This window comes from Escherichia sp. KTE159 (assembly GCF_000408805.1).
In the GTDB taxonomy this organism is placed as follows: domain Bacteria; phylum Pseudomonadota; class Gammaproteobacteria; order Enterobacterales; family Enterobacteriaceae; genus Escherichia; species Escherichia marmotae.
The window spans coordinates 625,482-646,687 of the sequence record NZ_KE137292.1 but is presented as its reverse complement, the minus strand read 5'-3'; the positions used below and the strand labels follow the sequence as shown (position 1 = coordinate 646,687).

At 52.6% G+C, this 21,206-nt stretch carries 18 protein-coding genes; 13 read left to right on the top strand and 5 right to left on the bottom strand.

Annotation, left to right across the window (positions count from 1 at the left end):
• Positions 1 to 46: 46 nt before the first annotated feature.
• From glnP to ybiO, 3 genes are all read left to right on the top strand, one after another.
• The gene (glnP, locus tag A31E_RS18330) at positions 47 to 706 is read left to right on the top strand and encodes a glutamine ABC transporter permease GlnP (RefSeq protein ID WP_001159054.1); all 660 of its coding nucleotides are present in this window, start codon (positions 47 to 49) and stop codon (positions 704 to 706) included.
• Positions 703 to 1,425, top strand: a complete 723-nt coding sequence (gene glnQ, locus A31E_RS18335; protein ID WP_000569100.1) for a glutamine ABC transporter ATP-binding protein GlnQ — start codon at positions 703 to 705, stop codon at positions 1,423 to 1,425. The genes glnP and glnQ overlap by 4 nt, the downstream gene beginning before the upstream one ends.
• Positions 1,426 to 1,677: 252 nt before the next feature.
• The gene (gene ybiO / locus A31E_RS18340) at positions 1,678 to 3,903 is read left to right on the top strand and encodes a mechanosensitive channel protein (RefSeq protein WP_016248510.1); all 2,226 of its coding nucleotides are present in this window, start codon (positions 1,678 to 1,680) and stop codon (positions 3,901 to 3,903) included.
• Here the strand turns inward: ybiO and rlmF are convergent.
• A complete protein-coding gene (gene rlmF / locus A31E_RS18345; protein ID WP_016248509.1) occupies positions 3,900 to 4,826 on the bottom strand; it encodes a 23S rRNA (adenine(1618)-N(6))-methyltransferase RlmF in 927 nt (308 codons plus the stop codon). The two genes, ybiO and rlmF, sit on opposite strands and share 4 nt — an antisense overlap.
• A 275-nt stretch (positions 4,827 to 5,101) precedes the next feature.
• Here rlmF and mcbA point away from each other — a divergent pair, with 275 nt between their 5' ends.
• The 5 genes from mcbA (at position 5,102) to ybiJ (ending at position 9,661) form a co-directional block, all read left to right on the top strand.
• Complete coding sequence (mcbA, locus tag A31E_RS25645) at positions 5,102 to 5,362, top strand: DUF1471 family periplasmic protein McbA (RefSeq protein WP_001516045.1); 261 nt, start codon at positions 5,102 to 5,104, stop codon at positions 5,360 to 5,362.
• A 263-nt stretch (positions 5,363 to 5,625) separates the two neighbouring features.
• Entirely contained in the window at positions 5,626 to 7,908 is a 2,283-nt protein-coding gene (locus tag A31E_RS18355) for a catecholate siderophore receptor Fiu (protein WP_016248508.1), read from the top strand.
• A 211-nt stretch (positions 7,909 to 8,119) separates the two neighbouring features.
• Positions 8,120 to 8,797 (top strand): PKHD-type hydroxylase YbiX, encoded by a 678-nt coding sequence (gene ybiX / locus A31E_RS18360; RefSeq protein WP_024193558.1) that lies wholly within the window; start codon positions 8,120 to 8,122, stop codon positions 8,795 to 8,797.
• 73 nt (positions 8,798 to 8,870) lie between these two features.
• Positions 8,871 to 9,137, top strand: a complete 267-nt coding sequence (gene ybiI, locus A31E_RS18365; RefSeq protein WP_016248506.1) for a C4-type zinc finger protein YbiI — start codon at positions 8,871 to 8,873, stop codon at positions 9,135 to 9,137.
• A 263-nt stretch (positions 9,138 to 9,400) separates the two neighbouring features.
• Positions 9,401 to 9,661 (top strand): DUF1471 family protein YbiJ, encoded by a 261-nt coding sequence (ybiJ, locus tag A31E_RS18370; RefSeq protein ID WP_000849310.1) that lies wholly within the window; start codon positions 9,401 to 9,403, stop codon positions 9,659 to 9,661.
• Between the two features lie 222 nt (positions 9,662 to 9,883).
• Here the strand turns inward: ybiJ and A31E_RS18375 are convergent, their stop codons facing one another.
• The 3 genes from A31E_RS18375 to dinG form a co-directional block, all read right to left on the bottom strand.
• Positions 9,884 to 10,957, bottom strand: coding sequence for a malate/lactate/ureidoglycolate dehydrogenase (locus A31E_RS18375; protein WP_016248505.1), 1,074 nt, complete (start codon positions 10,955 to 10,957; stop codon positions 9,884 to 9,886).
• A 140-nt stretch (positions 10,958 to 11,097) separates the two neighbouring features.
• A complete protein-coding gene (gene ybiB, locus A31E_RS18380; RefSeq protein ID WP_016248504.1) occupies positions 11,098 to 12,066 on the bottom strand; it encodes a DNA-binding protein YbiB in 969 nt (322 codons plus the stop codon).
• Between the two features lie 27 nt (positions 12,067 to 12,093).
• Positions 12,094 to 14,244: an ATP-dependent DNA helicase DinG gene (gene dinG / locus A31E_RS18385; RefSeq protein ID WP_016248503.1), complete on the bottom strand. Its 2,151-nt coding sequence runs from the start codon at positions 14,242 to 14,244 to the stop codon at positions 12,094 to 12,096.
• A 119-nt stretch (positions 14,245 to 14,363) separates the two neighbouring features.
• On the opposite strand from dinG, the gene A31E_RS18390 reads away from it, so the two are divergent.
• The gene (locus tag A31E_RS18390; protein WP_072274915.1) at positions 14,364 to 14,846 is read left to right on the top strand and encodes an NADAR family protein; all 483 of its coding nucleotides are present in this window, start codon (positions 14,364 to 14,366) and stop codon (positions 14,844 to 14,846) included.
• Between the two features lie 233 nt (positions 14,847 to 15,079).
• On the opposite strand, the gene rhlE is transcribed toward A31E_RS18390, so the two are convergent.
• Positions 15,080 to 16,444: an ATP-dependent RNA helicase RhlE gene (rhlE, locus tag A31E_RS18395; protein WP_016248502.1), complete on the bottom strand. Its 1,365-nt coding sequence runs from the start codon at positions 16,442 to 16,444 to the stop codon at positions 15,080 to 15,082.
• Between the two features lie 228 nt (positions 16,445 to 16,672).
• Here rhlE and cecR point away from each other — a divergent pair, with 228 nt between their 5' ends.
• Genes cecR through A31E_RS18415 form a run of 4 tightly spaced genes read left to right on the top strand, consistent with a single transcriptional unit; the run spans position 16,673 to position 21,197 of the window.
• Positions 16,673 to 17,344 (top strand): DNA-binding transcriptional regulator CecR, encoded by a 672-nt coding sequence (gene cecR / locus A31E_RS18400; protein WP_024191852.1) that lies wholly within the window; start codon positions 16,673 to 16,675, stop codon positions 17,342 to 17,344.
• 2 nt (positions 17,345 to 17,346) lie between these two features.
• Positions 17,347 to 18,342 carry a secretion protein HlyD gene (gene hlyD, locus A31E_RS18405; RefSeq protein WP_001516038.1) on the top strand — a complete coding sequence of 332 codons (996 nt, stop codon included), beginning with the start codon at positions 17,347 to 17,349 and terminating at the stop codon, positions 18,340 to 18,342.
• Positions 18,335 to 20,071 carry an ATP-binding cassette domain-containing protein gene (locus A31E_RS18410; RefSeq protein WP_000997115.1) on the top strand — a complete coding sequence of 579 codons (1,737 nt, stop codon included), beginning with the start codon at positions 18,335 to 18,337 and terminating at the stop codon, positions 20,069 to 20,071. Before hlyD ends, A31E_RS18410 begins: the two co-directional genes overlap by 8 nt.
• Complete coding sequence (locus A31E_RS18415; protein WP_016248501.1) at positions 20,064 to 21,197, top strand: ABC transporter permease; 1,134 nt, start codon at positions 20,064 to 20,066, stop codon at positions 21,195 to 21,197. Before A31E_RS18410 ends, A31E_RS18415 begins: the two co-directional genes overlap by 8 nt.
• Positions 21,198 to 21,206 lie beyond the last annotated feature (9 nt).

Sequence of the window (21,206 nt, the reverse complement as noted above, 5' to 3'; positions counted from 1 at the left end):
AGTCTTCTGGCTCAGGGTATTTACACCACGGTAACAGGAACAACATATGCAGTTTGACTGGAGTGCCATCTGGCCGGCCATTCCGCTTCTGATCGAAGGCGCTAAAATGACTCTGTGGATTTCTGTCCTCGGTCTGGCTGGCGGCCTGGTGATCGGCCTGGCGGCTGGTTTTGCACGCACCTTCGGTGGTTGGATAGCCAACCACGTCGCGCTGGTCTTTATTGAAGTGATCCGCGGGACACCTATCGTCGTCCAGGTAATGTTTATCTACTTCGCCCTGCCGATGGCGTTTAACGACTTACGTATCGATCCGTTTACTGCGGCGGTGGTCACCATCATGATCAACTCCGGCGCGTACATCGCGGAAATTACCCGTGGAGCGGTATTGTCAATCCACAAAGGTTTTCGTGAAGCCGGGCTGGCGCTCGGTCTTTCACGCTGGGAAACCATTCGCTACGTGATTTTACCGCTGGCACTGCGCCGTATGCTGCCGCCACTGGGCAACCAGTGGATCATCAGCATTAAAGACACCTCGCTGTTTATTGTTATCGGCGTGGCGGAACTGACCCGTCAGGGACAAGAAATTATTGCCGGTAACTTCCGCGCCCTTGAGATCTGGAGCGCCGTAGCGGTGTTCTATCTGATTATTACCCTGGTGCTGAGCTTTGTTCTGCGTCGTCTGGAAAGAAGGATGAAAATCCTGTGATTGAATTTAAAAACGTCTCCAAGCACTTTGGGCCAACCCAGGTGCTGCACAATATCGATTTGAACATTAGCCAGGGCGAAGTGGTGGTGATTATCGGACCATCCGGTTCGGGTAAATCAACCCTGCTGCGCTGCATCAACAAACTGGAAGAAATCACCTCCGGCGATCTGATTGTCGATGGCCTGAAGGTTAACGATCCGAAAGTTGACGAGCGTCTGATTCGCCAGGAAGCAGGCATGGTGTTCCAGCAGTTTTACCTCTTCCCGCACCTGACTGCGCTTGAAAACGTAATGTTTGGCCCGCTGCGCGTGCGTGGTGCAAACAAAGAAGACGCAGAAAAACTGGCGCGTGAACTGCTGGCGAAAGTTGGCCTCGCGGAACGCGCGCATCACTACCCTTCCGAGCTTTCTGGTGGTCAGCAACAGCGTGTGGCGATTGCCCGTGCGCTGGCGGTGAAGCCGAAAATGATGTTGTTCGATGAACCGACATCGGCTCTTGATCCGGAACTGCGCCATGAAGTGCTGAAGGTCATGCAGGATCTGGCAGAGGAAGGTATGACGATGGTGATCGTAACCCACGAAATCGGTTTTGCCGAAAAAGTGGCTTCACGTCTTATCTTTATCGACAAAGGCCGGATTGCGGAAGATGGCAATCCACAGGTGTTGATCAAGAATCCGCCAAGCCAGCGTTTGCAGGAATTTTTACAGCACGTCTCTTAATAAGACCCATTGCCTGATGTGCTACGCTTATCAGTCCTACAGAATATATAGCAACTTATTGAAATTGCATAAATTTGTAGGAGCGTTCACGCCGCATTCGGCAAAAAAGCCCGCACGTTATCAGCAACCTGCTTAATATCCCTTCCTCCCTTTCACCCGAAAGGGAGGAACACCAGATTCCTCTCATTTAAAATTCCCCCTCCCCCAGCATCTATACTTATCTTTTTGCTCTATTTTCTCACTGGAGGAGTCATGCGGTGGATCCTGTTCATCCTCTTCTGCCTGCTGGGCGCACCTGCCCACGCGGTATCCATACCCGGCGTTACAACCACAACGACAACGGCCCCAACGACTGAACCGGCTCCGGAACCGGATATTGAACAAAAAAAAGCGGCCTATGGTGCACTGGCGGATGTGCTGGATAATGACACCTCGCGCAAAGAGCTGGTCGATCAGTTACGCACCGTCGCCGCCACGCCCCCCGCGGAACCCGTACCGAAGATCGTGCCGCCAACGCTGGTTGAAGAGCAAACCGTGCTACAAAAGGTGACCGAAGTCAGTCGCCATTATGGTGAAGCTCTCTCCTCACGCTTCGGGCAACTTTATCGCAATATTACTGGCTCCCCACATAAACCGTTTAATCCGCAAACCTTCAGCAACGCCCTTACCCATTTTTCCATGCTGGCCGTTTTAGTGTTTAGTTTTTACTGGCTGGTTCGCCTGTGCGCACTGCCGTTATATCGCAAAATGGGTCTGTGGGCGCGGCAGAAAAATCGTGAGCGCAGTAACTGGTTGCAGCTTCCGGCGATGATTATCGGTGCGTTTATTATCGACCTGCTGTTACTGGCACTGACATTATTTGTCGGTCAGGTTTTAAGCGACAACCTGAATGCGGGCAGCCGCACCATTGCTTTTCAACAGAGTCTGTTTCTCAATGCTTTCGCCCTGATTGAATTTTTCAAAGCTGTTTTACGCCTGATTTTCTGCCCGAACGTTGCTGAACTGCGTCCATTCTCTATTCAGGATGAGAGTGCCCGCTACTGGTGCCGCCGCCTTAGCTGGCTAAGCGGCCTGATTGGTTATGGCCTGATTGTGGCTGTACCGATTATCTCAAACCAGGTGAATGTGCAAATCGGGGCACTTGCGAACGTCATCATCATGCTGTGTATGACGGTGTGGGCGTTGTATCTGATATTCCGTAATAAAAAAGAGATTACCCAGCATTTGCTCAACTTCGCGGAACACTCACTGGCCTTTTTCAGTCTGTTTATTCGTGCTTTTGCGCTGGTGTGGCACTGGCTGGCAAGCGCCTATTTTATCGTGCTGTTTTTCTTCTCGTTATTTGACCCAGGAAACAGCCTGAAATTTATGATGGGCGCGACGGTGCGTAGCCTGGCGATTATTGGGATCGCGGCGTTTGTTTCCGGTATGTTTTCTCGCTGGCTGGCAAAAACCATTACCCTTTCGCCACACACTCAGCGTAACTATCCGGAACTGCAAAAACGGCTGAACGGCTGGCTGTCGGCGGCGCTGAAAACGGCACGTATTCTGACAGTGTGCGTAGCGGTGATGCTACTATTCAGCGCCTGGGGACTGTTCGATTTCTGGAACTGGCTGCAAAACGGCGCGGGGCAGAAAACGGTGGATATCCTGATCCGCATCGCTCTCATCCTTTTCTTCTCGGCAGTTGGCTGGACGGTACTCGCCAGTTTGATCGAAAATCGGCTGGCTTCGGATATTCATGGTCGCCCGCTGCCCAGCGCCCGCACGCGTACCCTGCTGACACTGTTTCGCAACGCGCTGGCGGTGGTAATCAGTACCATCACCATTATGATTGTGTTGTCGGAAATTGGCGTCAATATTGCACCGCTACTGGCAGGAGCCGGAGCGTTAGGGCTGGCGATTTCCTTCGGTTCGCAAACGCTGGTGAAAGATATTATTACCGGGGTGTTTATTCAGTTTGAAAACGGCATGAATACCGGAGATTTAGTCACCATCGGGCCGCTGACCGGCACGGTTGAACGCATGTCGATTCGATCCGTGGGCGTGCGCCAGGATACCGGGGCTTATCACATTATTCCGTGGTCCTCGATAACCACCTTTGCCAACTTTGTCCGCGGCATTGGCTCTGTGGTGGCGAATTACGATGTTGATCGTCATGAAGATGCCGATAAAGCCAATCAGGCGCTAAAAGATGCCGTGGCGGAAGTGATGGAAAATGAAGAAGTTCGCGGGCTGATTATCGGTGAACCTAACTTTGCCGGAATTGTTGGCTTAAGCAATACCGCGTTTACACTGCGTGTTTCGTTTACCACGCTGCCACTCAAACAGTGGACAGTACGTTTTGCCCTCGACAGCCAGGTAAAAAAACATTTCGACCAGGCGGGTGTTCGCGCACCGATACAGACTTATCAAGTGCTGCCTGCTCCGGGCGTTACCCCGGCAGAACCATTACTACCGGGAGAACCGACACTTTAACGCTGACGATTGGCAAAACGACGACGCTGTTCGTCGTTCATAAAGGTCCAGGCAATGAAGCGGCTCTGCTTTTGCCCCTGGGCCATCTCTTTTTTGACCACTTTTACCGCGCCAACATCCGTCAGAGCACGATACAACGGCGGTAAGTTTTCGCCACGAGAAACCAGCGAGGTGAACCACATTACCTGCTTCGCAAAGCCTTTACTCTCTTCAATCATCTTTTTGATGAAAGCCACTTCACCGCCTTCGCACCACAGCTCCTGCTGCTGACCGCCAAAGTTCAACGCATCGTCTCTGTTTAATCCGAGATTACGCCGTTTGCGCTCGCTACCAGCACGCGCTGCCGCGGCAGAGTCGTGGAACGGCGGGTTACACAAGGTTGCGTCATATTGCTCATTTTTATGGATAATGCCGTTAAAAATAGCACTATTCTCTTTTTGCCGACGCAGGCGGATGGCGCGGTTAAGCCCCGGATTGGCGCTGATGATCGCCTGCGCGCTGCTTAACGCCTGACTGTTAGTTTCAGTACCGGTAAAACGCCAGCCATATTCATGTACGCCAATCAGCGGATAAATACAGTTCGCGCCAACGCCGATATCCAGAATGCTGGCACTGGCCGGAATTGTTCCGGTCGCCTCAGCCAGTAAATCGGCAAGATGATGAATATAATCCGCCCGGCCAGGTACTGGCGGACACAGAAAACCGTCAGGAATATCCCAGTTCGCCACGGCATAAAAATGTGCCAGCAACGCCTTGTTGAGCGCCTTCACCGCCAGCGGATTGGCGAAGTCTACGCTTTGCTCACCGGCAGGGGTAAGCGTGAGAAATGGCTTCAGTTCAGGATTCACCTGACAGAGCGTGGCGAGATCGTAGCGGCTGTGATGACGGTTGCGCGGGTGCAACCCCGGTTTCTGGGCGGACATAGCATTCTCCTTTAAGCAGCGGCGTAAGATACCCGCATAACGCGGCAGGGTAAATATCTGGCTGCGTTTAACATGACTCAAAACCTTAACCTGACTGCATTTTTCAGCAATTCACCATAAAAATCAGCCCCCTGCATGTCATTGATTTGTCTGGTTTTGTAAAAATACATCATTCAAAAAACAAGCACATCTCTGTCAATTTTTTGCGTCATTCTCATCACGCAGGAGACCTACACTTATCAGGCACTACTCGTTGTATTTATGAGGATGTCATTATGAAAAAGTGCCTCGCACTACTGCTTGCCACCGTCCTGAGCGGAATCACCTTCACGGCTTATGCCGCGCAACCTCTGAGTAACCAGGACAGCGGTCAACTACGGCCAGCCGGAACCGTTTCGGCAACCGGTGCATCTAACCTAAGCGATCTGGAGGAAAAACTGGCAGAAAAAGCGCGCGAACAAGGCGCGAAAGGTTATGTCATTAATTCCGCAGGCGGAAATGATCAGATGTTCGGTACTGCAACCATCTACAAATAACCACACCAACGCAACTGCATTCGCCTCTGGATGCAGTTTTCGCCTGTTTTGTAAGCAAAAAACATCAAATATGAACACAATGTAAATAAATGTATTTATTTTTCACGCAATGGGTGATAGAAAATCGCGCCAGGTGATAATGCTTATCAAAATTATTATCACTTCAAGATTACTATTACGGGATTAACAGTGGCATCGCATCCGCAGAGACGCTTTCTCGTGACAGTGAAAATTTAAACATATAAGAAAAAGTCACCTGCCAAATGGAAAACAATCGCAATTTCCCTGCCAGACCCTTTCATTCGCTCACGTTCTTTGCCGGTCTTTGTATCGGCATCACGCCTGTGCCACAGGCTCTCGCCGCAGAAGGGCAACAAAACGCTGATGATACACTGGTTGTCGAGGCATCGACGCCTTCGCTTTATGCGCCACTTAAATCTGCCGATCCAAAATTCTCCCGCCCGGTCATCGATACCACCCGCACAATGACGGTGATTTCTGAACAGGTGATAAAAGATCAGGGCGCAACCAACCTTACTGACGCGCTAAAAAACGTACCTGGCGTGGGCGCATTTTTTGCCGGTGAGAATGGTAATTCCACTACCGGCGACGCCATTTATATGCGCGGTGCGGATACCTCTAACAGCATTTATATTGATGGCATCCGCGATATTGGTAGTGTCTCACGTGACACTTTCAATACCGAACAGGTGGAAGTCATTAAAGGCCCATCCGGCACCGATTACGGACGCAGCGCGCCGACGGGTTCGATCAATATGATCAGTAAACAGCCACGTAATGACTCTGGTATTGACGCCTCTGCCAGTATTGGTAGCGCCTGGTTCCGTCGCGGCACACTGGACGTCAATCAGGTGATTGGTGACACCAGCGCAGTGCGCCTGAATGTGATGGGCGAAAAAACGCACGATGCCGGGCGCGATAAGGTTAAAAATGAACGTTACGGCGTCGCCCCTTCCGTGGCATTAGGCCTCGGTACGTCGACGCGTTTGTATCTCAACTATTTACACGTTACCCAGCACAACACGCCGGACGGCGGCATTCCGACCATTGGTTTGCCGGGTTATTCCGCACCTTCTGCAGGAACGGCGGCACTGAACCATTCCGGTAAAGTGGATACGCATAACTTTTATGGTACGGACTCCGATTACGACGATTCGACCACCGATACCGCCACTATGCGTTTTGAACATGACATCAGCGATAACACCACCATTCGTAATACCACCCGCTGGTCGCGCGTGAAGCAGGATTATCTGATGACGGCGATTATGGGCGGAGCATCGAATATTACCCAGCCCACCAGCAATGTGGATAGCTGGACGTGGTCACGCACGGCGAATACTAAAGATGTGAGTAATAAAATCCTCACCAACCAGACTAACCTGACGTCGGCGTTCTATACCGGTTCAATCGCCCATGATGTCAGTACCGGCGTGGAATTTACCCGCGAAACGCAGACCAACTACGGCGTTAATCCGGTGACGTTACCGCCGGTGAACATTTACCATCCTGACAGCAGCATTCATCCTGGCAGTCTGACGCGCAACGGTGCCAATGCTAACGGCCAGACAGATACCTTCGCGATTTATGCCTTCGATACGCTGCAAATCACCCGTGATTTTGAGCTGAACGGCGGGATCCGTCTGGACAATTATCATACTGAATATGACAGTGCTACCGCCTGCGGCGGCAGTGGTCGCGGTGCCGTCACCTGCCCAACTGGCGCGGCAAACGGTTCTCCGGTCACCACCGTCGACACCGCCAGGTCGGGCAATCTGGTCAACTGGAAAGCCGGGGCGCTGTATCATCTGACGGAAAATGGCAATGTCTACGTCAACTATGCTGTTTCCCAACAACCGCCTGGCGGCAGCAACTTCGCTCTTGCACAGTCTGGCAGCGGTAACAGCGCCAACCGCACCGACTTTAAACCGCAAAAAGCGAAGACCAGCGAAATTGGCACCAAATGGCAAGTGCTGGATAAACGCCTGCTACTAACTGCCGCGCTGTTCCGTACCGATATCGAAAATGAAGTTGAGCAAAACGACGACGGGACTTACTCGCAGTACGGTAAAAAGCGCGTCGAAGGCTATGAGATTTCCGTGGCTGGAAATATCACTCCCGCATGGCAGGTGATTGGCGGATATACCCAGCAAAAAGCGACCATTAAAAATGGTGCGGACGTGGCTCAGGATGGTTCGTCATCACTGCCGTATACGCCAGAACACGCCTTTACCTTATGGAGCCAGTATCAGGCAACGGATGATATCTCCATTGGTGCAGGCGCACGCTATATCGGCAGTATGCATAAAGGTTCTGACGGCGCGGTGGGAACTCCGGCGTTTACTGAAGGTTATTGGGTTGCCGATGCCAAATTGGGCTATCGCGTCAATCGCAACCTCGATTTCCAGTTAAACGTCTACAACCTGTTTGATACCAATTACGTGGCCTCGATTAACAAGAGCGGCTACCGCTATCATCCGGGCGAGCCAAGAACCTTCCTGCTCACCGCCAATATGCATTTCTGATTCAGATATGGGGCGCAGGGCTTACTAAGATTGATGGCGAGAACAGGACTGCCTGATGCGCTGCGCTTATCAGGCCTACAAGGTTGTGCAACACGTTGAGTTCACATCATTTGGTAGGCCGGATAAGGCATTCACGCCGCATCCGGCATGAACAAAGCACCTGCTGTTAAAAATCGGTGTGGGGTGAAGCCCCACTTTTTGGAGAACTTGTATGATGTACCACATTCCCGGCGTGTTATCGCCACAGGACGTCGCACGTCTTCGTGAACAACTGGAACAAGCCGAATGGATTGATGGTCGTGTCACCACTGGCGCGCAGGGCGCACAAGTTAAGAGCAATCAGCAAGTGGACACCCGCAGCGCGTTATATGCCGCATTGCAAACTGAGGTGCTTAACGCGGTTAACCAGAACGCATTGTTCTTTGCCGCCGCTTTACCACGCACTATCTCCACGCCACTGTTTAATCGCTACCAGCACAATGAAACCTATGGTTTTCATGTGGATGGCGCAGTACGCAGTCATCCGCAAAACGGCTGGATGCGCACAGACCTTTCTGCGACGCTGTTTTTGAGCGATCCACAAAGCTATGAAGGCGGCGAACTGGTCGTCAATGACACCTTCGGGCAGCATCGGGTAAAACTCCCGGCAGGCGATCTGGTGTTGTATCCTTCGAGTAGCCTGCACAGCGTAACGCCCGTCACGCGCGGCGTGCGGATGGCCTCGTTTATGTGGATCCAGTCGATGATCCGCGATGATAAAAAGCGCGCCATGCTGTTCGATTTGGACAACAACATTCAGTCGCTGAAAAACCGCTTTGGTGAAGGTGAAGAAATCCTGTCGCTACTCAATCTTTATCACAATCTGCTGCGAGAATGGTCGGAGATATGACAATTGAACTGCCAGAGTTTGTCCCTATATTAGCTACACTTAATTGTACAAGCATTGATATGGGGAGGACGATATGGCATCCGGTTGGGCTAATGATGACGCCGTCAACGAACAGATCAACAGTACAATTGAAGATGCGGTTGCCCGCGCTCGGGGTGAAATCCCGCGTGGTGAAAGCCTGTATGAATGTGAAGAGTGCGGTGCTCCCATCCCGCAGGCCCGTCGGGAAGCCATTCCTGGCGTGCGCTTATGCATCCACTGCCAGCAGGAGAAAGATTTACAAAAACATTCTTATACAGGATATAATCGCAGAGGCTCGAAGGACAGCCAGTTACGTTAACTACAACTGGCATGGAGTACAGCAAGTATAATTTGCATTTTGCGTGGCATTCCGTGCCTTTAACGCAGCCGTAACTGACACGCGGTACAAAATTGAATCATAAGCACGACAAATAGATGAATTATCAGCATCTTAGATATCAATCAATTTATTTGAACAAGGCGGTCAATTCTCTTCGATTTTATCTCTCGTGAAAAAACGTGATACTCATCACATCGACGAAACAACGTCACTTAAACAAAATCACCTGCGAGAGATTAATTATGAAAACTATCAATACTGTTGTTGCTGCTATGGCTCTTTCAACTCTGTCATTTGGCGTGTTCGCGGCACAACCGGTAACGGCATCCCAGGCACAAAGCATGAATAAAATCGGCGTAGTTTCTGCCGATGGCGCATCCACCCTCGACGCGCTGGAAGCAAAACTGGCAGAAAAAGCTGCGGCGGCTGGTGCCAGTGGATACAGCATTACTTCTGCCACCAACAACAATAAATTAAGCGGAACTGCGGTTATCTATAAGTAATTCACAGGTCGGATAAGGTGTTTACGTCGCATCCGGCAACAAGTGCCTGATGCGACGCTACCGCGTCTTATCAGGCCTACAAAATCCGAACCGTTGACCGGCATCCGGCAAAAGAATTTCCCTGTCTGTTTACCGACAGACGCATGTGCTCTAACCCTCATTGATCCTATGTTACCCTTGTTTGCCCGTCCGTCACTGGACGGGCTTTTTTTCGCTGGCTGACTATTGGCAGAAAGTCTGCAACGTCGCTTCTGGTACACCAATTTGCCGCGCCGCGTCACAAATCGCCTGCCAGCTCCCGGCATCTAACGGGATCCCCAGCTCCTGCCGTTCACGGCGCATATTCACTTCCCATTCGCCTGGCAGCAAAATCGGCTTATCTTCATCATGCGGCGAAGCTTTCACCCACTCGACAAAGGCTTCGGTCTGCTCTGCACAATCTGGCGCGCCGAACAATTCCGGGTTAACGATGATGGTGGTCATACAGTTAAGAATGGTATCGGGGCTGGTTTGTAACGTTTCCTGATGGGTCGTTTTGCCGCCGGAAAGCGCACCACCAAGAATTTCGCACATCGCCGCCAGGGCATAACCTTTATGTTCGGCAAAGGTCAGCAGTGATCCCAACGGTGACTCCTGCATCACTGCCGGATTGGTCGTCGGCACGCCGTTAACATCAATCAGGCAGCCTGGCGGTACGGGCACACCTTTATGCCAGGCGACACGGGTTTTGCCAAATGCAATGGCGCTGGTGGCATAATCAAGCAACAGCGGGAAGTTATCCTTTCGTGGAAAGACCACGCAGAACGGATTGGTGCCGAAGCGACGATCGTGACCATGGAACGGTGCCACCATCGGAATCCCCACTACGCTCACAAAGTGAACAGAGACAAACCCCGCCGCTGCGCACTGTTCCGCCCAGTAACCGATACGCCCGATATGATGAGAGTTACGCAGTGCCACAGCAGCAATTCCGTGCTGACGCGCTTTTTCAATGCCAAGTGTCATGGCCTCGTACGCCGCCACCTGACCGAATGCACGATCGCCATCAAGCGTGACCACTGCCCCCGCATCTTTGACAATTTTAGCGTGATGGTTGATTTGCAAAGAACCCAGTCGCCAGGAATGCACATAGCTCGGGATCATGCCAACCCCATGTGAATCATGCCCTGCCAGATTTGCCGCAATTAAATGATCTGCTACTAGTTTTGCTTCCTGTTCCTCGCTACCCATCTGACGAAACACAGTCAGAATAAAGTTGTGCAGCGTCCGGGCATGAAAGCGATGACCACTTGCCATAGTTAACTCCTGTTTATGTTATATGCCTGTTGCTTTTTTATGCTGCGCGCCGCACGCGGGAAGGTCAATAAATATGCTGCAATTTCATGTTGCTGTGGAGTAAAGGCCGGATGACGCTCATCATCCGGCAGGGGGAGAAATTAAAATGATTGCTTAACGCGCGCCAGGCCATCGCTAACGGATGCCACTTCGCCCGCCGCCACCAGGCAGCAAGCCATCTGGATTTTTAGTGATTTGGGAATCGGTTCGCTGCCTGCCAGACAACGCTCAATCCACTTCGCAGTGGTTTCCGGGTCTTTTGCTTCTGGCAGTATCAGTAGCTCACTGCCTGCATCGTCCTGTTTTTCATACAGCACCCGCGTTCCTTCGCGATCAATCAGATTGATTTGCGGACAGCGTTGCGGATTTGCATACACTTCGCCTTCGGTGCCGTGCATTAACAGCGCCCTCCCACCGATGTCGTTAAAGAATTTCGCCACCCGCCCGACATATTCCGGATGCGAAACACTGGAAAGACGCAGCGCATCACCTTCAGCAAATGGCGTCGCCAGTTTCGCCAGCGTATGCGCACTGTTACGCACGCCCATTCGCCAGCGCATCGCCAGTTGTTTTTCCAGCGGCGGGCAAAACGCGCCTACAGGCATAAACACAGGTTGATGTTCGTCGAGCTTCGCCTGCGCCTGGCCGCCGTGCAGCGTTGGCGTAATCCCCATCAGTTCGAAAATGGTTTCGCTCAGCACGCGGGTCGGATCTTCGCTAACACCGTGAACCACTACTGGAAAACCGAGTTTGTGCAGCAGGATCGCCAGCAATGGCGTCAGGTTGGCCTGTTTCCGTGCACCGTTGTAACTGGGAATAACAACAGGCATCGGCTTGCCAACAGGGGGCGTCAACTTGATGGTGTGATTTTGCATGGCTTCGTAAAAGCCGAGCATCTCTGCTTCCCCTTCCCCTTTGATACGCAGCGCCATCAATACGCCGCCCAACTCAAGGTCAGGTACTTCACCGTTGAGCATATGGGCATACAGGCCGCGCGCCGTATCCTGGTCTAAATCGCGCGCATGGTTTTTGCCGCGCCCGATCTCTTTGATGATTTTGCGATAGTCCATTTATGACTCCTTACCTGACTCACATCATTAACGCCGCCGACGGCGTGGGGATTTTGCTTTTTCTTTCTTTTTAACTATACCTTCAGGGACTTCTGGTTGCTCAATCGGAAACACCGGTAAGGCATCAAGTAACCGCTTGCCGTAGTTTTTGGTTAACAAGCGTTTATCATAAATCACCACTTCACCCCAGCAACTGTGGCTTCGAATCAGACGCCCAACTTGCTGAATCAGGTTAAACGAGGCGCTCGGCAGGCTTTGTACCTCAAAGGGATAACGATTAAGACTTTTTAGCCATTCTCCTTCGGTGATCACCACCGGGCTGTCGATGGGGGGAAAGGCGATTTTATGAATATGCACCTGACTTAGCAGGTCACCTTTCAGATCAAGGCCTTCGGCAAAAGACTGTAAACCTACCAATACACTGCGCTCACCGTTAGCAACGCGTTTACGATGCAGTTCAACTAAGCGGTAGCGAGGCTGATCGCCCTGCACCAGCAACATCAGACGTAAATCCGTCACATAGTCGAGAAATCGCTGCATCGCCCGCCCGCTGGCAAACAACACCAACATGCCGAGATGTTTTTTGCTCTCTACCTGCTCACGGAAAAAGGCCGCCATTTCGGCAATATGCTGCTCTTCGTTGTCAATGGACGGTTCATAACGCATCTGCGGAATGACAATTTTGCCCTGTTCGCAGTGGTTGAAGGGGGAATCCAGCGCCACAAAGCGATCGCCCGCTTTCTCTTTCAACCCACTCATCTCCTGCAAACGCGAAAAACTGTTCAGCGAACGCAAGGTTGCAGAAGTGATAATAATGTGCGGAATACTGCGCCACAGCAGCCTTTCGAGTTGATCGCTGACGCGGATCCCCACACAGTGAAACCAGAGATGTAGCTGCCCGTCGCGTTCTTCCCGCGTCGCCCATTTGGTTACCGGCGCACCAGAAGATTGCGCCAGAGACGCCAGCCGCCAGAGTTTGCTCTGCGCCTCAAACATCCCCAGCGCGCGGTTCATCTGCAAAATCAGTCGATGCAAACGCACAATGTCATGGCTACCGGTTTTCTCACTTAAATCATTGAGGAATAACTCAGCCAGACCACGCAGCATCTCGGTCAGTTTTGCCAGCCGCTGGCAGATCTCCAGTACTTCATCCGGCAATTCGCCCATCGCAAAACGGTGCTCTGCCTCTTGCCCGGCAGGCATATAGAGATTGAGGATGTTGTTTAAAGAGGCGATAAGCTCATACAACTCTTCACAATGCGCATTCAACCGTTCAGGGATCGCCAGCGGTGGAATGGTCTTCGGGCGAAACTGCTCCATGCAGGTGGCGACCAGTTTTGTGAACAGATCCAGTTGTAGCCGATACCAGGGTGCAGTAATTTCCGCGCTCATTTCCAGCGCATCCCGCGCCACGTCCGGCAGGTGATGACCTTCATCCAGCACCAGCAGCAAATTTTTCGGTTCTGGCAATACCGCTTCGCTTTCCATCGCCGCCATCACCAGCGCATGGTTTGCCACTACCACTTCCGCTTCCTGAATTTCCCGGCGGGCAACAAAAAACGGACATTCGCGGTAGTAATAACAGTTACGGTTGAGGCAACTGGCTTTGTCGGTACTCAGACGACGCCAGAGATCGTCATCAATGGCGATATCAGTGTGATCGCGCAGGCCATCCCATTTATAAGTATCGAGATCGCCCTTCAGCTTTGCACAACGTTTTTGTTCTTCCTGATTGTTCGGTGTCAGTTCATCGTCGAGAAACGCGAGCAGATCCTGTTGTGTGGGTTCGGTACTGGCAAGCGCCGTCAGGTTACGCGGGCAAACGTAGCGCCCACGCCCGAAAGCGGCGGTGAATTTTAGATCGGGAATGATCTTTTTCAGCAGCGGCAAATCTTTGCTGTAGATCTGATCCTGCAACGCCACGTTAGCGGTACTCACCACCAGCGTTTTTTGCTCTTCGCGGGCAATGGCGATGCCGGGGAGCAAATAGGAGAGCGTTTTCCCAACGCCGGTGGGGGCTTCAATCGCCAGATGCCGCCCTTCTTCTCCGGCCAGTGTTTTGGCGACATCCGCAATCATCTGCCGCTGCGGCGCACGGGGAATAAAGTCGGGGATCTGTTCCTGAAGCGCCTTATACCAGGCGGCAATTTGCGCTTTAAGCGCGGCGGTTAATGCCATGAGAAAACCTGAAATACTGTATAAACAGCCAATATTGTGGCATTTTTCAGTTTTCAGGGGTAATGATTTTTCTGTTTCTGGAAAGTGGCTCGCAATAACCGCCAGGATAATACGGTCTAATTCCTGTTCGACAACAAAGGATTCAACACGTCATGCAAGACACCATCATAAATTTCTACAGCACCAGTGACGACTACGGGGATTTTTCTAACTTTGCCGCCTGGGCCATCAAGATTGACGGCAAAACCTGGCCCACCTCAGAACACTATTTTCAGGCACAAAAGTTCCTTGATGAAAAATACCACGAAGAGATCCGCCGGATTTCCTCACCCATGATCGCCGCGCGTATGGGGCGTGACCGTTCTAAGCCCCTGCGTAAAAACTGGGAGTCGATAAAAGAAGAGGTGATGCGCAAAGCGCTTCGCGCTAAATTCGAACAACACGCAGAACTGCGCGCGCTCCTGCTGGCAACCGCGTCAGCGAAACTGGTTGAGCATACGAAAAATGATGCTTACTGGGGAGATGGCGGTAATGGTCAGGGCAAGAATCGCCTGGGCTACCTTTTAATGGAGCTGCGCGAACAATTGGCTGCGGAGAAGTAACGCATCGGGTGGCTTGTGGGCGGTAAAACAGAGAAATCTTTTTGCCGCGCTTGCAAATTGCTGACTAGCGCTTGTAGTGATATGCCGGATGCGGCGCGAACGCCTTATCCGGCCTACAAGTTGTTAAAATTCAATATATTGTAGGAACCACGTAGGCCTGATAAGCGTAGCGCATCAGGCAGTTTTGCGTTTGTCATCAGTCTCAGATGCCGGGCATTACCCGGCATAAAAGATTACTGAGCTGCGGCAGGTTTACGCGGACGGCGGCGACGTTGTTGCTCGCCTGCCGGTTTGGCATCACCAAGACGACGAGACGGTTTTGCTGCAGGCTTCGCGTTACCAGCCTTCGCACCGCTTTCTGCGCGACGCGGTTGCTGTTGACTACGACCACCGCTCTGCCCACGACCGCCGCCGCTGCGTTGCTGGCGACCGTTCTGGATCGGTTCGGCTTTAATTGACGGATCCGGCTCATAGCCCGGAACAGCGATACGCGGGATCTCTTTTTTCAGCAGTTTTTCGATATCGCGCAACAGTTTGTGCTCATCAACACACACCAGCGATAACGCTTCGCCGGTGGCTGCGGCACGACCGGTACGCCCGATGCGGTGCACGTAATCTTCCGGTACGTTTGGCAGCTCATAGTTGACGACGTGTGGCAACTCTTCGATATCCAGGCCACGCGCGGCGATATCGGTCGCCACCAGCACACGAATATCACTCGATTTAAAATCGGCCAACGCACGAGTACGCGCACCTTGCGATTTATTACCGTGGATCGCCGCACTACGGATGCCATCTTTATTTAGCTGTTCTGCCAGATGGTTGGCACCATGTTTGGTACGTGTAAACACCAGCACCTGCTGCCAGTTACCTTTACCAATCATGTGCGACAGTAATTCCCGTTTGCGTTTCTTATCAACAAAATGAACGTGCTGGGTCACTTGCTCAGAGGCGGTATTACGGCGCGCCACTTCGATTTCCAGCGGGTTATGCAGCAGTTTTTCTGCCAGCGCTTTAATCTCGTCAGAGAAAGTCGCGGAGAACAGCAGGTTCTGGCGTTTCGCGGGCAGCTTTGTTAACACACGGCGAATATCGTGGATAAAGCCCATATCGAGCATACGGTCAGCTTCATCAAGGACGAGGATTTCTATCTGATCCAGTTTCACCGCATTCTGGTGTTCCAGGTCCAGCAGACGCCCGGGCGTTGCCACCAGCACATCAACACCGCCGCGCAGTTTCATCATCTGCGGGTTAATGCTGACGCCGCCAAACACCACCAGCGAACGAATGTTCAGGTATTTGCTGTAATCACGGACGTTTTCGCCAATCTGCGCCGCCAGTTCACGGGTCGGGGTGAGGATCAACGCACGAACCGGACGACGCCCTTTGGCGTGCGGCTCACGGGAAATCAGGTGTTGCAATAGCGGCAGCGTAAAGCCCGCTGTTTTACCCGTGCCGGTCTGGGCACTGGCCATCAGATCACGGCCTTCCAGTACTGCGGGGATCGCCTGCTGCTGAATAGGGGTGGGTTCACGGTAACCTTGCTCGGCAACGGCGCGCAGGATATCAGGGCTTAAACCCAAAGAATCGAAAGACATAACTACTCCGAACCGCCCCGACCGTTACCGGTGTAGTTTTCAGGGAGATACTGAAAAGGAAAATGACAAAAACCACAATGTCATGAGGGAGCGGAGTGTAGCAGTTTTTGTGACGCAGCGCATAAATTATCCCTGTGACTGGCGTTGCTAAAATTCTTAGCCATACTGGACAACGCTAAAAATGAGTCATAATCTTAATCAATCATTTGATTAAGAATGGGCTGTGCGATGAATAGTCCTGCCATGACAACCAAAGGTGAACAGGCCAAAAAACAGCTAATTGCTGCGGCACTGGCACAGTTTGGTGAGTATGGAATGAACGCCACCACCCGCGATATCGCCGCCCAGGCCGGGCAGAATATCGCAGCCATCACCTATTACTTCGGTTCGAAAGAAGATTTATACCTCGCCTGCGCCCAGTGGATTGCCGATTTTATTGGCGAGCAGTTCCGTCCGCACGCCGAGGAAGCCGAACGCTTGTTCGCACAACCACAGCCGGATCGCGCCGCTATCCGCGAACTGATCCTTCGCGCTTGCAGGAACATGATTCAACTGCTCACCCAGGATGATACCGTCAACCTCAGCAAGTTTATCTCCCGTGAGCAGCTCTCTCCCACGGCGGCCTACCATCTGGTGCATGAACAGGTGATTAGTCCGCTACACAGCCACCTTACGCGCCTGATTGCCGCCTGGACCGGCTGTGACGCCAACGATACCCGCATGATCCTCCATACTCATGCGCTGATTGGCGAGATTCTGGCGTTTCGTCTCGGCAAAGAAACGATTCTGTTACGTACCGGCTGGACCGCGTTCGATGAAGAAAAGACCGAACTGATTAACCAGACGGTAACCTGTCATATCGACCTGATTTTGCAAGGATTATCGCAAAGGAGTTTGTAGTGATGAAAAAACCTGTCGTGATTGGACTGGCGGTAGTGGTACTTGCCGCCGTGGTTGCCGGAGGCTACTGGTGGTATCAAAGCCGCCAGGATAACGGCCTGACGCTGTATGGCAACGTGGATATTCGCACTGTTAATCTTAGCTTCCGTGTCGGTGGTCGCGTTGAATCTCTGGCGGTAGACGAAGGTGATGCCATCAAAGCGGGTCAGGTGCTGGGCGAACTGGATCACAAGCCGTATGAGATTGCGCTGATGCAGGCGAAAGCAGGCGTTTCGGTGGCGCAGGCACAATATGATCTGATGCTTGCCGGTTATCGCGATGAAGAAATCGCCCAGGCTGCCGCTGCCGTAAAACAGGCGCAGGCCGCTTACGACTATGCGCAGAATTTCTATGCTCGTCAGCAAGGATTGTGGAAAAGCCGCACTATTTCGGCAAACGACCTGGAAAATGCCCGCTCCTCGCGCGACCAGGCCCAGGCAACGCTGAAATCAGCACAGGATAAATTGCGTCAGTACCGTTCCGGTAACCGTGAACAGGACATCGCCCAGGCGAAAGCCAGCCTGGAACAGGCGCAGGCGCAACTGGCGCAGGCGGAGCTGAATTTACAGGACTCAACGTTGGTAGCCCCCTCTGATGGCACGCTGTTAACCCGCGCGGTAGAGCCTGGCACAGTGCTCAATGAAGGTGGCACGGTGTTTACCGTTTCACTAACGCGTCCGGTGTGGGTGCGTGCCTATGTCGATGAGCGCAATCTCGACCAGGCCCAGCCAGGCCGCAAAGTACTGCTCTATACCGATGGTCGCCCGGACAAGCCGTATCACGGGCAGATTGGCTTTGTCTCACCTACCGCTGAATTTACCCCGAAAACCGTCGAAACGCCGGATCTGCGCACCGACCTTGTCTATCGCCTGCGGATTGTGGTGACCGACGCCGATGATGCGTTACGCCAGGGAATGCCAGTAACGGTGCAATTCGGTGACGAGGCAGGACATGAATGATGCCGTTATCACGCTAAACGGCCTGGAAAAACGCTTTCCGGGTATGGACAAGCCCGCCGTCGCACCGCTCAACTGTACCATTCATGCCGGTTATGTTACGGGGCTGGTGGGGCCGGATGGCGCGGGTAAAACCACGTTGATGCGGATGCTGGCCGGGTTACTGAAACCCGACAACGGCAGTGCTACGGTCATTGGCTTTGATCCCATCAAAAACGACGCGGCGTTACACGCGGTGCTCGGCTATATGCCGCAGAAATTCGGTCTGTATGAAGATCTCACGGTGATGGAGAATCTTAATCTGTACGCGGATTTGCGCAGCGTAACCGGTGAAGCGCGAAAACAGACGTTTGCTCGCCTGCTGGAGTTTACTTCTCTTGGCCCATTTACCGGACGCCTGGCGGGTAAGCTCTCTGGCGGGATGAAACAAAAACTCGGGCTGGCCTGTACCCTGGTGGGTGAGCCGAAAGTGTTACTGCTCGATGAACCCGGCGTCGGCGTAGACCCCATCTCACGGCGCGAGCTGTGGCAGATGGTGCACGAACTGGCAGGCGAAGGGATGCTGATCCTCTGGAGTACCTCATATCTCGATGAAGCCGAACAGTGCCGTGACGTATTGCTGATGAACGAAGGTGAGTTGCTGTATCAGGGAGAACCGAAGGCTCTGACGCAAACCATGGCCGGACGTAGCTTTCTGATGACCAGCCCGCACGAAAGCAACCGCAAACTGCTGCAACGAACGCTGAAACTGCCGCAGGTCAGCGACGGGATGATTCAGGGGAAATCAGTACGTCTGATCCTCAAAAAAGAGGCCACACCAGACGATATTCGCCGCGCCGACGGAATGCCGGAAATCAACATCAACGAAACCACACCTCGCTTTGAAGATGCGTTTATTGATTTGCTGGGCGGTGCCGGAACCTCAGAATCACCGCTGGGCGCAATATTGCATACGGTAGAAGGCTCACCGGATGAGACGGTGATCGAAGCGAAAGAGCTGACCAAGAAGTTTGGCGATTTTGCCGCCACCGATCACGTCAATTTTGCCGTCAAACGCGGTGAAATCTTTGGTTTGCTGGGGCCAAACGGTGCGGGGAAATCCACCACCTTTAAGATGATGTGCGGCTTGCTGGTGCCGACCTCCGGTCAGGCGCTGGTGCTGGGAATGGATCTGAAAGAGAGTTCCGGTAAAGCGCGCCAGCATCTCGGCTATATGGCGCAAAAATTTTCGCTGTATGGCAACCTGACAGTCGAACAGAATTTACGCTTTTTCTCCGGCGTGTATGGCTTACGCGGTCGGGCGCAGACTGAAAAAATCACCCGTATGAGCGAAGCGTTCGGCCTGAAAAGCATTGCCTCACATGCTACCGATGAACTGCCATTAGGTTTTAAGCAGCGGCTGGCGCTGGCCTGCTCGTTGATGCATGAACCGGATATTCTGTTTCTCGATGAACCCACTTCCGGCGTCGATCCCCTCACCCGCCGCGAGTTTTGGCTACATATCAACAGCATGGTAGAGAAAGGTGTCACGGTGATGGTCACCACCCACTTTATGGATGAAGCGGAATATTGCGACCGCATCGGACTGGTGTATCGCGGGAAACTGATTGCCAGCGGCACGCCGGACGATTTGAAAGCGCAATCGGCCAACGATGAGCAACCCGACCCCACGATGGAGCAAGCCTTTATTCAGTTGATCCACGACTGGGATAAGGAGCATGGCAATGAGTAATCCGATCCTGTCCTGGCGTCGCGTGCGAGCGCTGTGCGTTAAAGAGACGCGGCAGATCATTCGCGATCCGAGTAGCTGGCTGATTGCGGTGGTGATCCCGCTGTTGCTGCTGTTTATTTTTGGCTACGGTATTAACCTCGACTCCAGCAAGCTGAGGGTCGGAATATTGCTTGAACAGCGTAGCGAAGCGGCGCTGGATTTCACCCACACCATGACAGGCTCACCTTATATCGACGCCACTATCAGCGATAATCGTCAGGAATTAATCGCCAAAATGCAGGCGGGGAAAATTCGTGGTCTGGTGGTGATTCCGGTGGATTTCGCGGAACAGATGGAGCGTGCCAACGCCACCGCGCCAATTCAGGTGATTACCGACGGCAGCGAGCCAAATACCGCCAACTTTGTGCAGGGTTATGTCGAAGGGATCTGGCAGATCTGGCAAATGCAGCGAGCGGAAGACAACGGGCAGACTTTTGAGCCGCTTATTGACGTCCAGACTCGCTACTGGTTTAACCCGGCGGCGATTAGCCAGCACTTTATTATTCCCGGTGCTGTAACCATTATCATGACGGTGATCGGCGCGATCCTCACCTCGCTGGTGGTGGCGCGGGAGTGGGAACGCGGCACTATGGAGGCTTTGCTCTCTACGGAGATTACCCGCACGGAACTGCTGCTGTGTAAGCTGCTCCCCTATTACGTCCTCGGCATGCTGGCAATGCTGCTGTGTATGCTGGTGTCGGTATTTATTCTCGGTGTGCCATATCGCGGTTCGCTGCTGATTCTGTTTTTTATCTCCAGCCTGTTTTTACTCAGTACGCTGGGGATGGGGCTGCTGATTTCAACGATTACCCGCAACCAGTTCAACGCCGCACAAGTCGCACTGAACGCCGCGTTCTTGCCGTCGATTATGCTCTCTGGCTTTATTTTTCAGATCGACAGTATGCCTGCGGTGATCCGCGCGGTGACGTACATTATTCCCGCACGTTATTTCGTCAGCACCCTGCAAAGCCTGTTTCTCGCCGGGAATATTCCGGTAGTGCTGGTCGTGAATGTGCTGTTTTTGATCGCTTCGGCGGTGATGTTTATCGGTCTGACGTGGCTGAAAACCAAACGTCGACTGGATTAGGGAGAAGAG

Coding starts and splice junctions, on each gene's coding strand:
- glnP (WP_001159054.1), top strand. CDS start 47: ATGCAGTTTGACTGGAGTGCCATCTGGCCGGCCATTCCGCTTCTGATC.
- ybiO (WP_016248510.1), top strand. CDS start 1,678: ATGCGGTGGATCCTGTTCATCCTCTTCTGCCTGCTGGGCGCACCTGCC.
- rlmF (WP_016248509.1), bottom strand. CDS start 4,826: ATGTCCGCCCAGAAACCGGGGTTGCACCCGCGCAACCGTCATCACAGC.
- mcbA (WP_001516045.1), top strand. CDS start 5,102: ATGAAAAAGTGCCTCGCACTACTGCTTGCCACCGTCCTGAGCGGAATC.
- A31E_RS18355 (WP_016248508.1), top strand. CDS start 5,626: ATGGAAAACAATCGCAATTTCCCTGCCAGACCCTTTCATTCGCTCACG.
- ybiX (WP_024193558.1), top strand. CDS start 8,120: ATGATGTACCACATTCCCGGCGTGTTATCGCCACAGGACGTCGCACGT.
- ybiI (WP_016248506.1), top strand. CDS start 8,871: ATGGCATCCGGTTGGGCTAATGATGACGCCGTCAACGAACAGATCAAC.
- ybiJ (WP_000849310.1), top strand. CDS start 9,401: ATGAAAACTATCAATACTGTTGTTGCTGCTATGGCTCTTTCAACTCTG.
- A31E_RS18375 (WP_016248505.1), bottom strand. CDS start 10,957: ATGGCAAGTGGTCATCGCTTTCATGCCCGGACGCTGCACAACTTTATT.
- ybiB (WP_016248504.1), bottom strand. CDS start 12,066: ATGGACTATCGCAAAATCATCAAAGAGATCGGGCGCGGCAAAAACCAT.
- dinG (WP_016248503.1), bottom strand. CDS start 14,244: ATGGCATTAACCGCCGCGCTTAAAGCGCAAATTGCCGCCTGGTATAAG.
- rhlE (WP_016248502.1), bottom strand. CDS start 16,444: ATGTCTTTCGATTCTTTGGGTTTAAGCCCTGATATCCTGCGCGCCGTT.
- cecR (WP_024191852.1), top strand. CDS start 16,673: ATGAATAGTCCTGCCATGACAACCAAAGGTGAACAGGCCAAAAAACAG.
- hlyD (WP_001516038.1), top strand. CDS start 17,347: ATGAAAAAACCTGTCGTGATTGGACTGGCGGTAGTGGTACTTGCCGCC.
- A31E_RS18410 (WP_000997115.1), top strand. CDS start 18,335: ATGAATGATGCCGTTATCACGCTAAACGGCCTGGAAAAACGCTTTCCG.
- A31E_RS18415 (WP_016248501.1), top strand. CDS start 20,064: ATGAGTAATCCGATCCTGTCCTGGCGTCGCGTGCGAGCGCTGTGCGTT.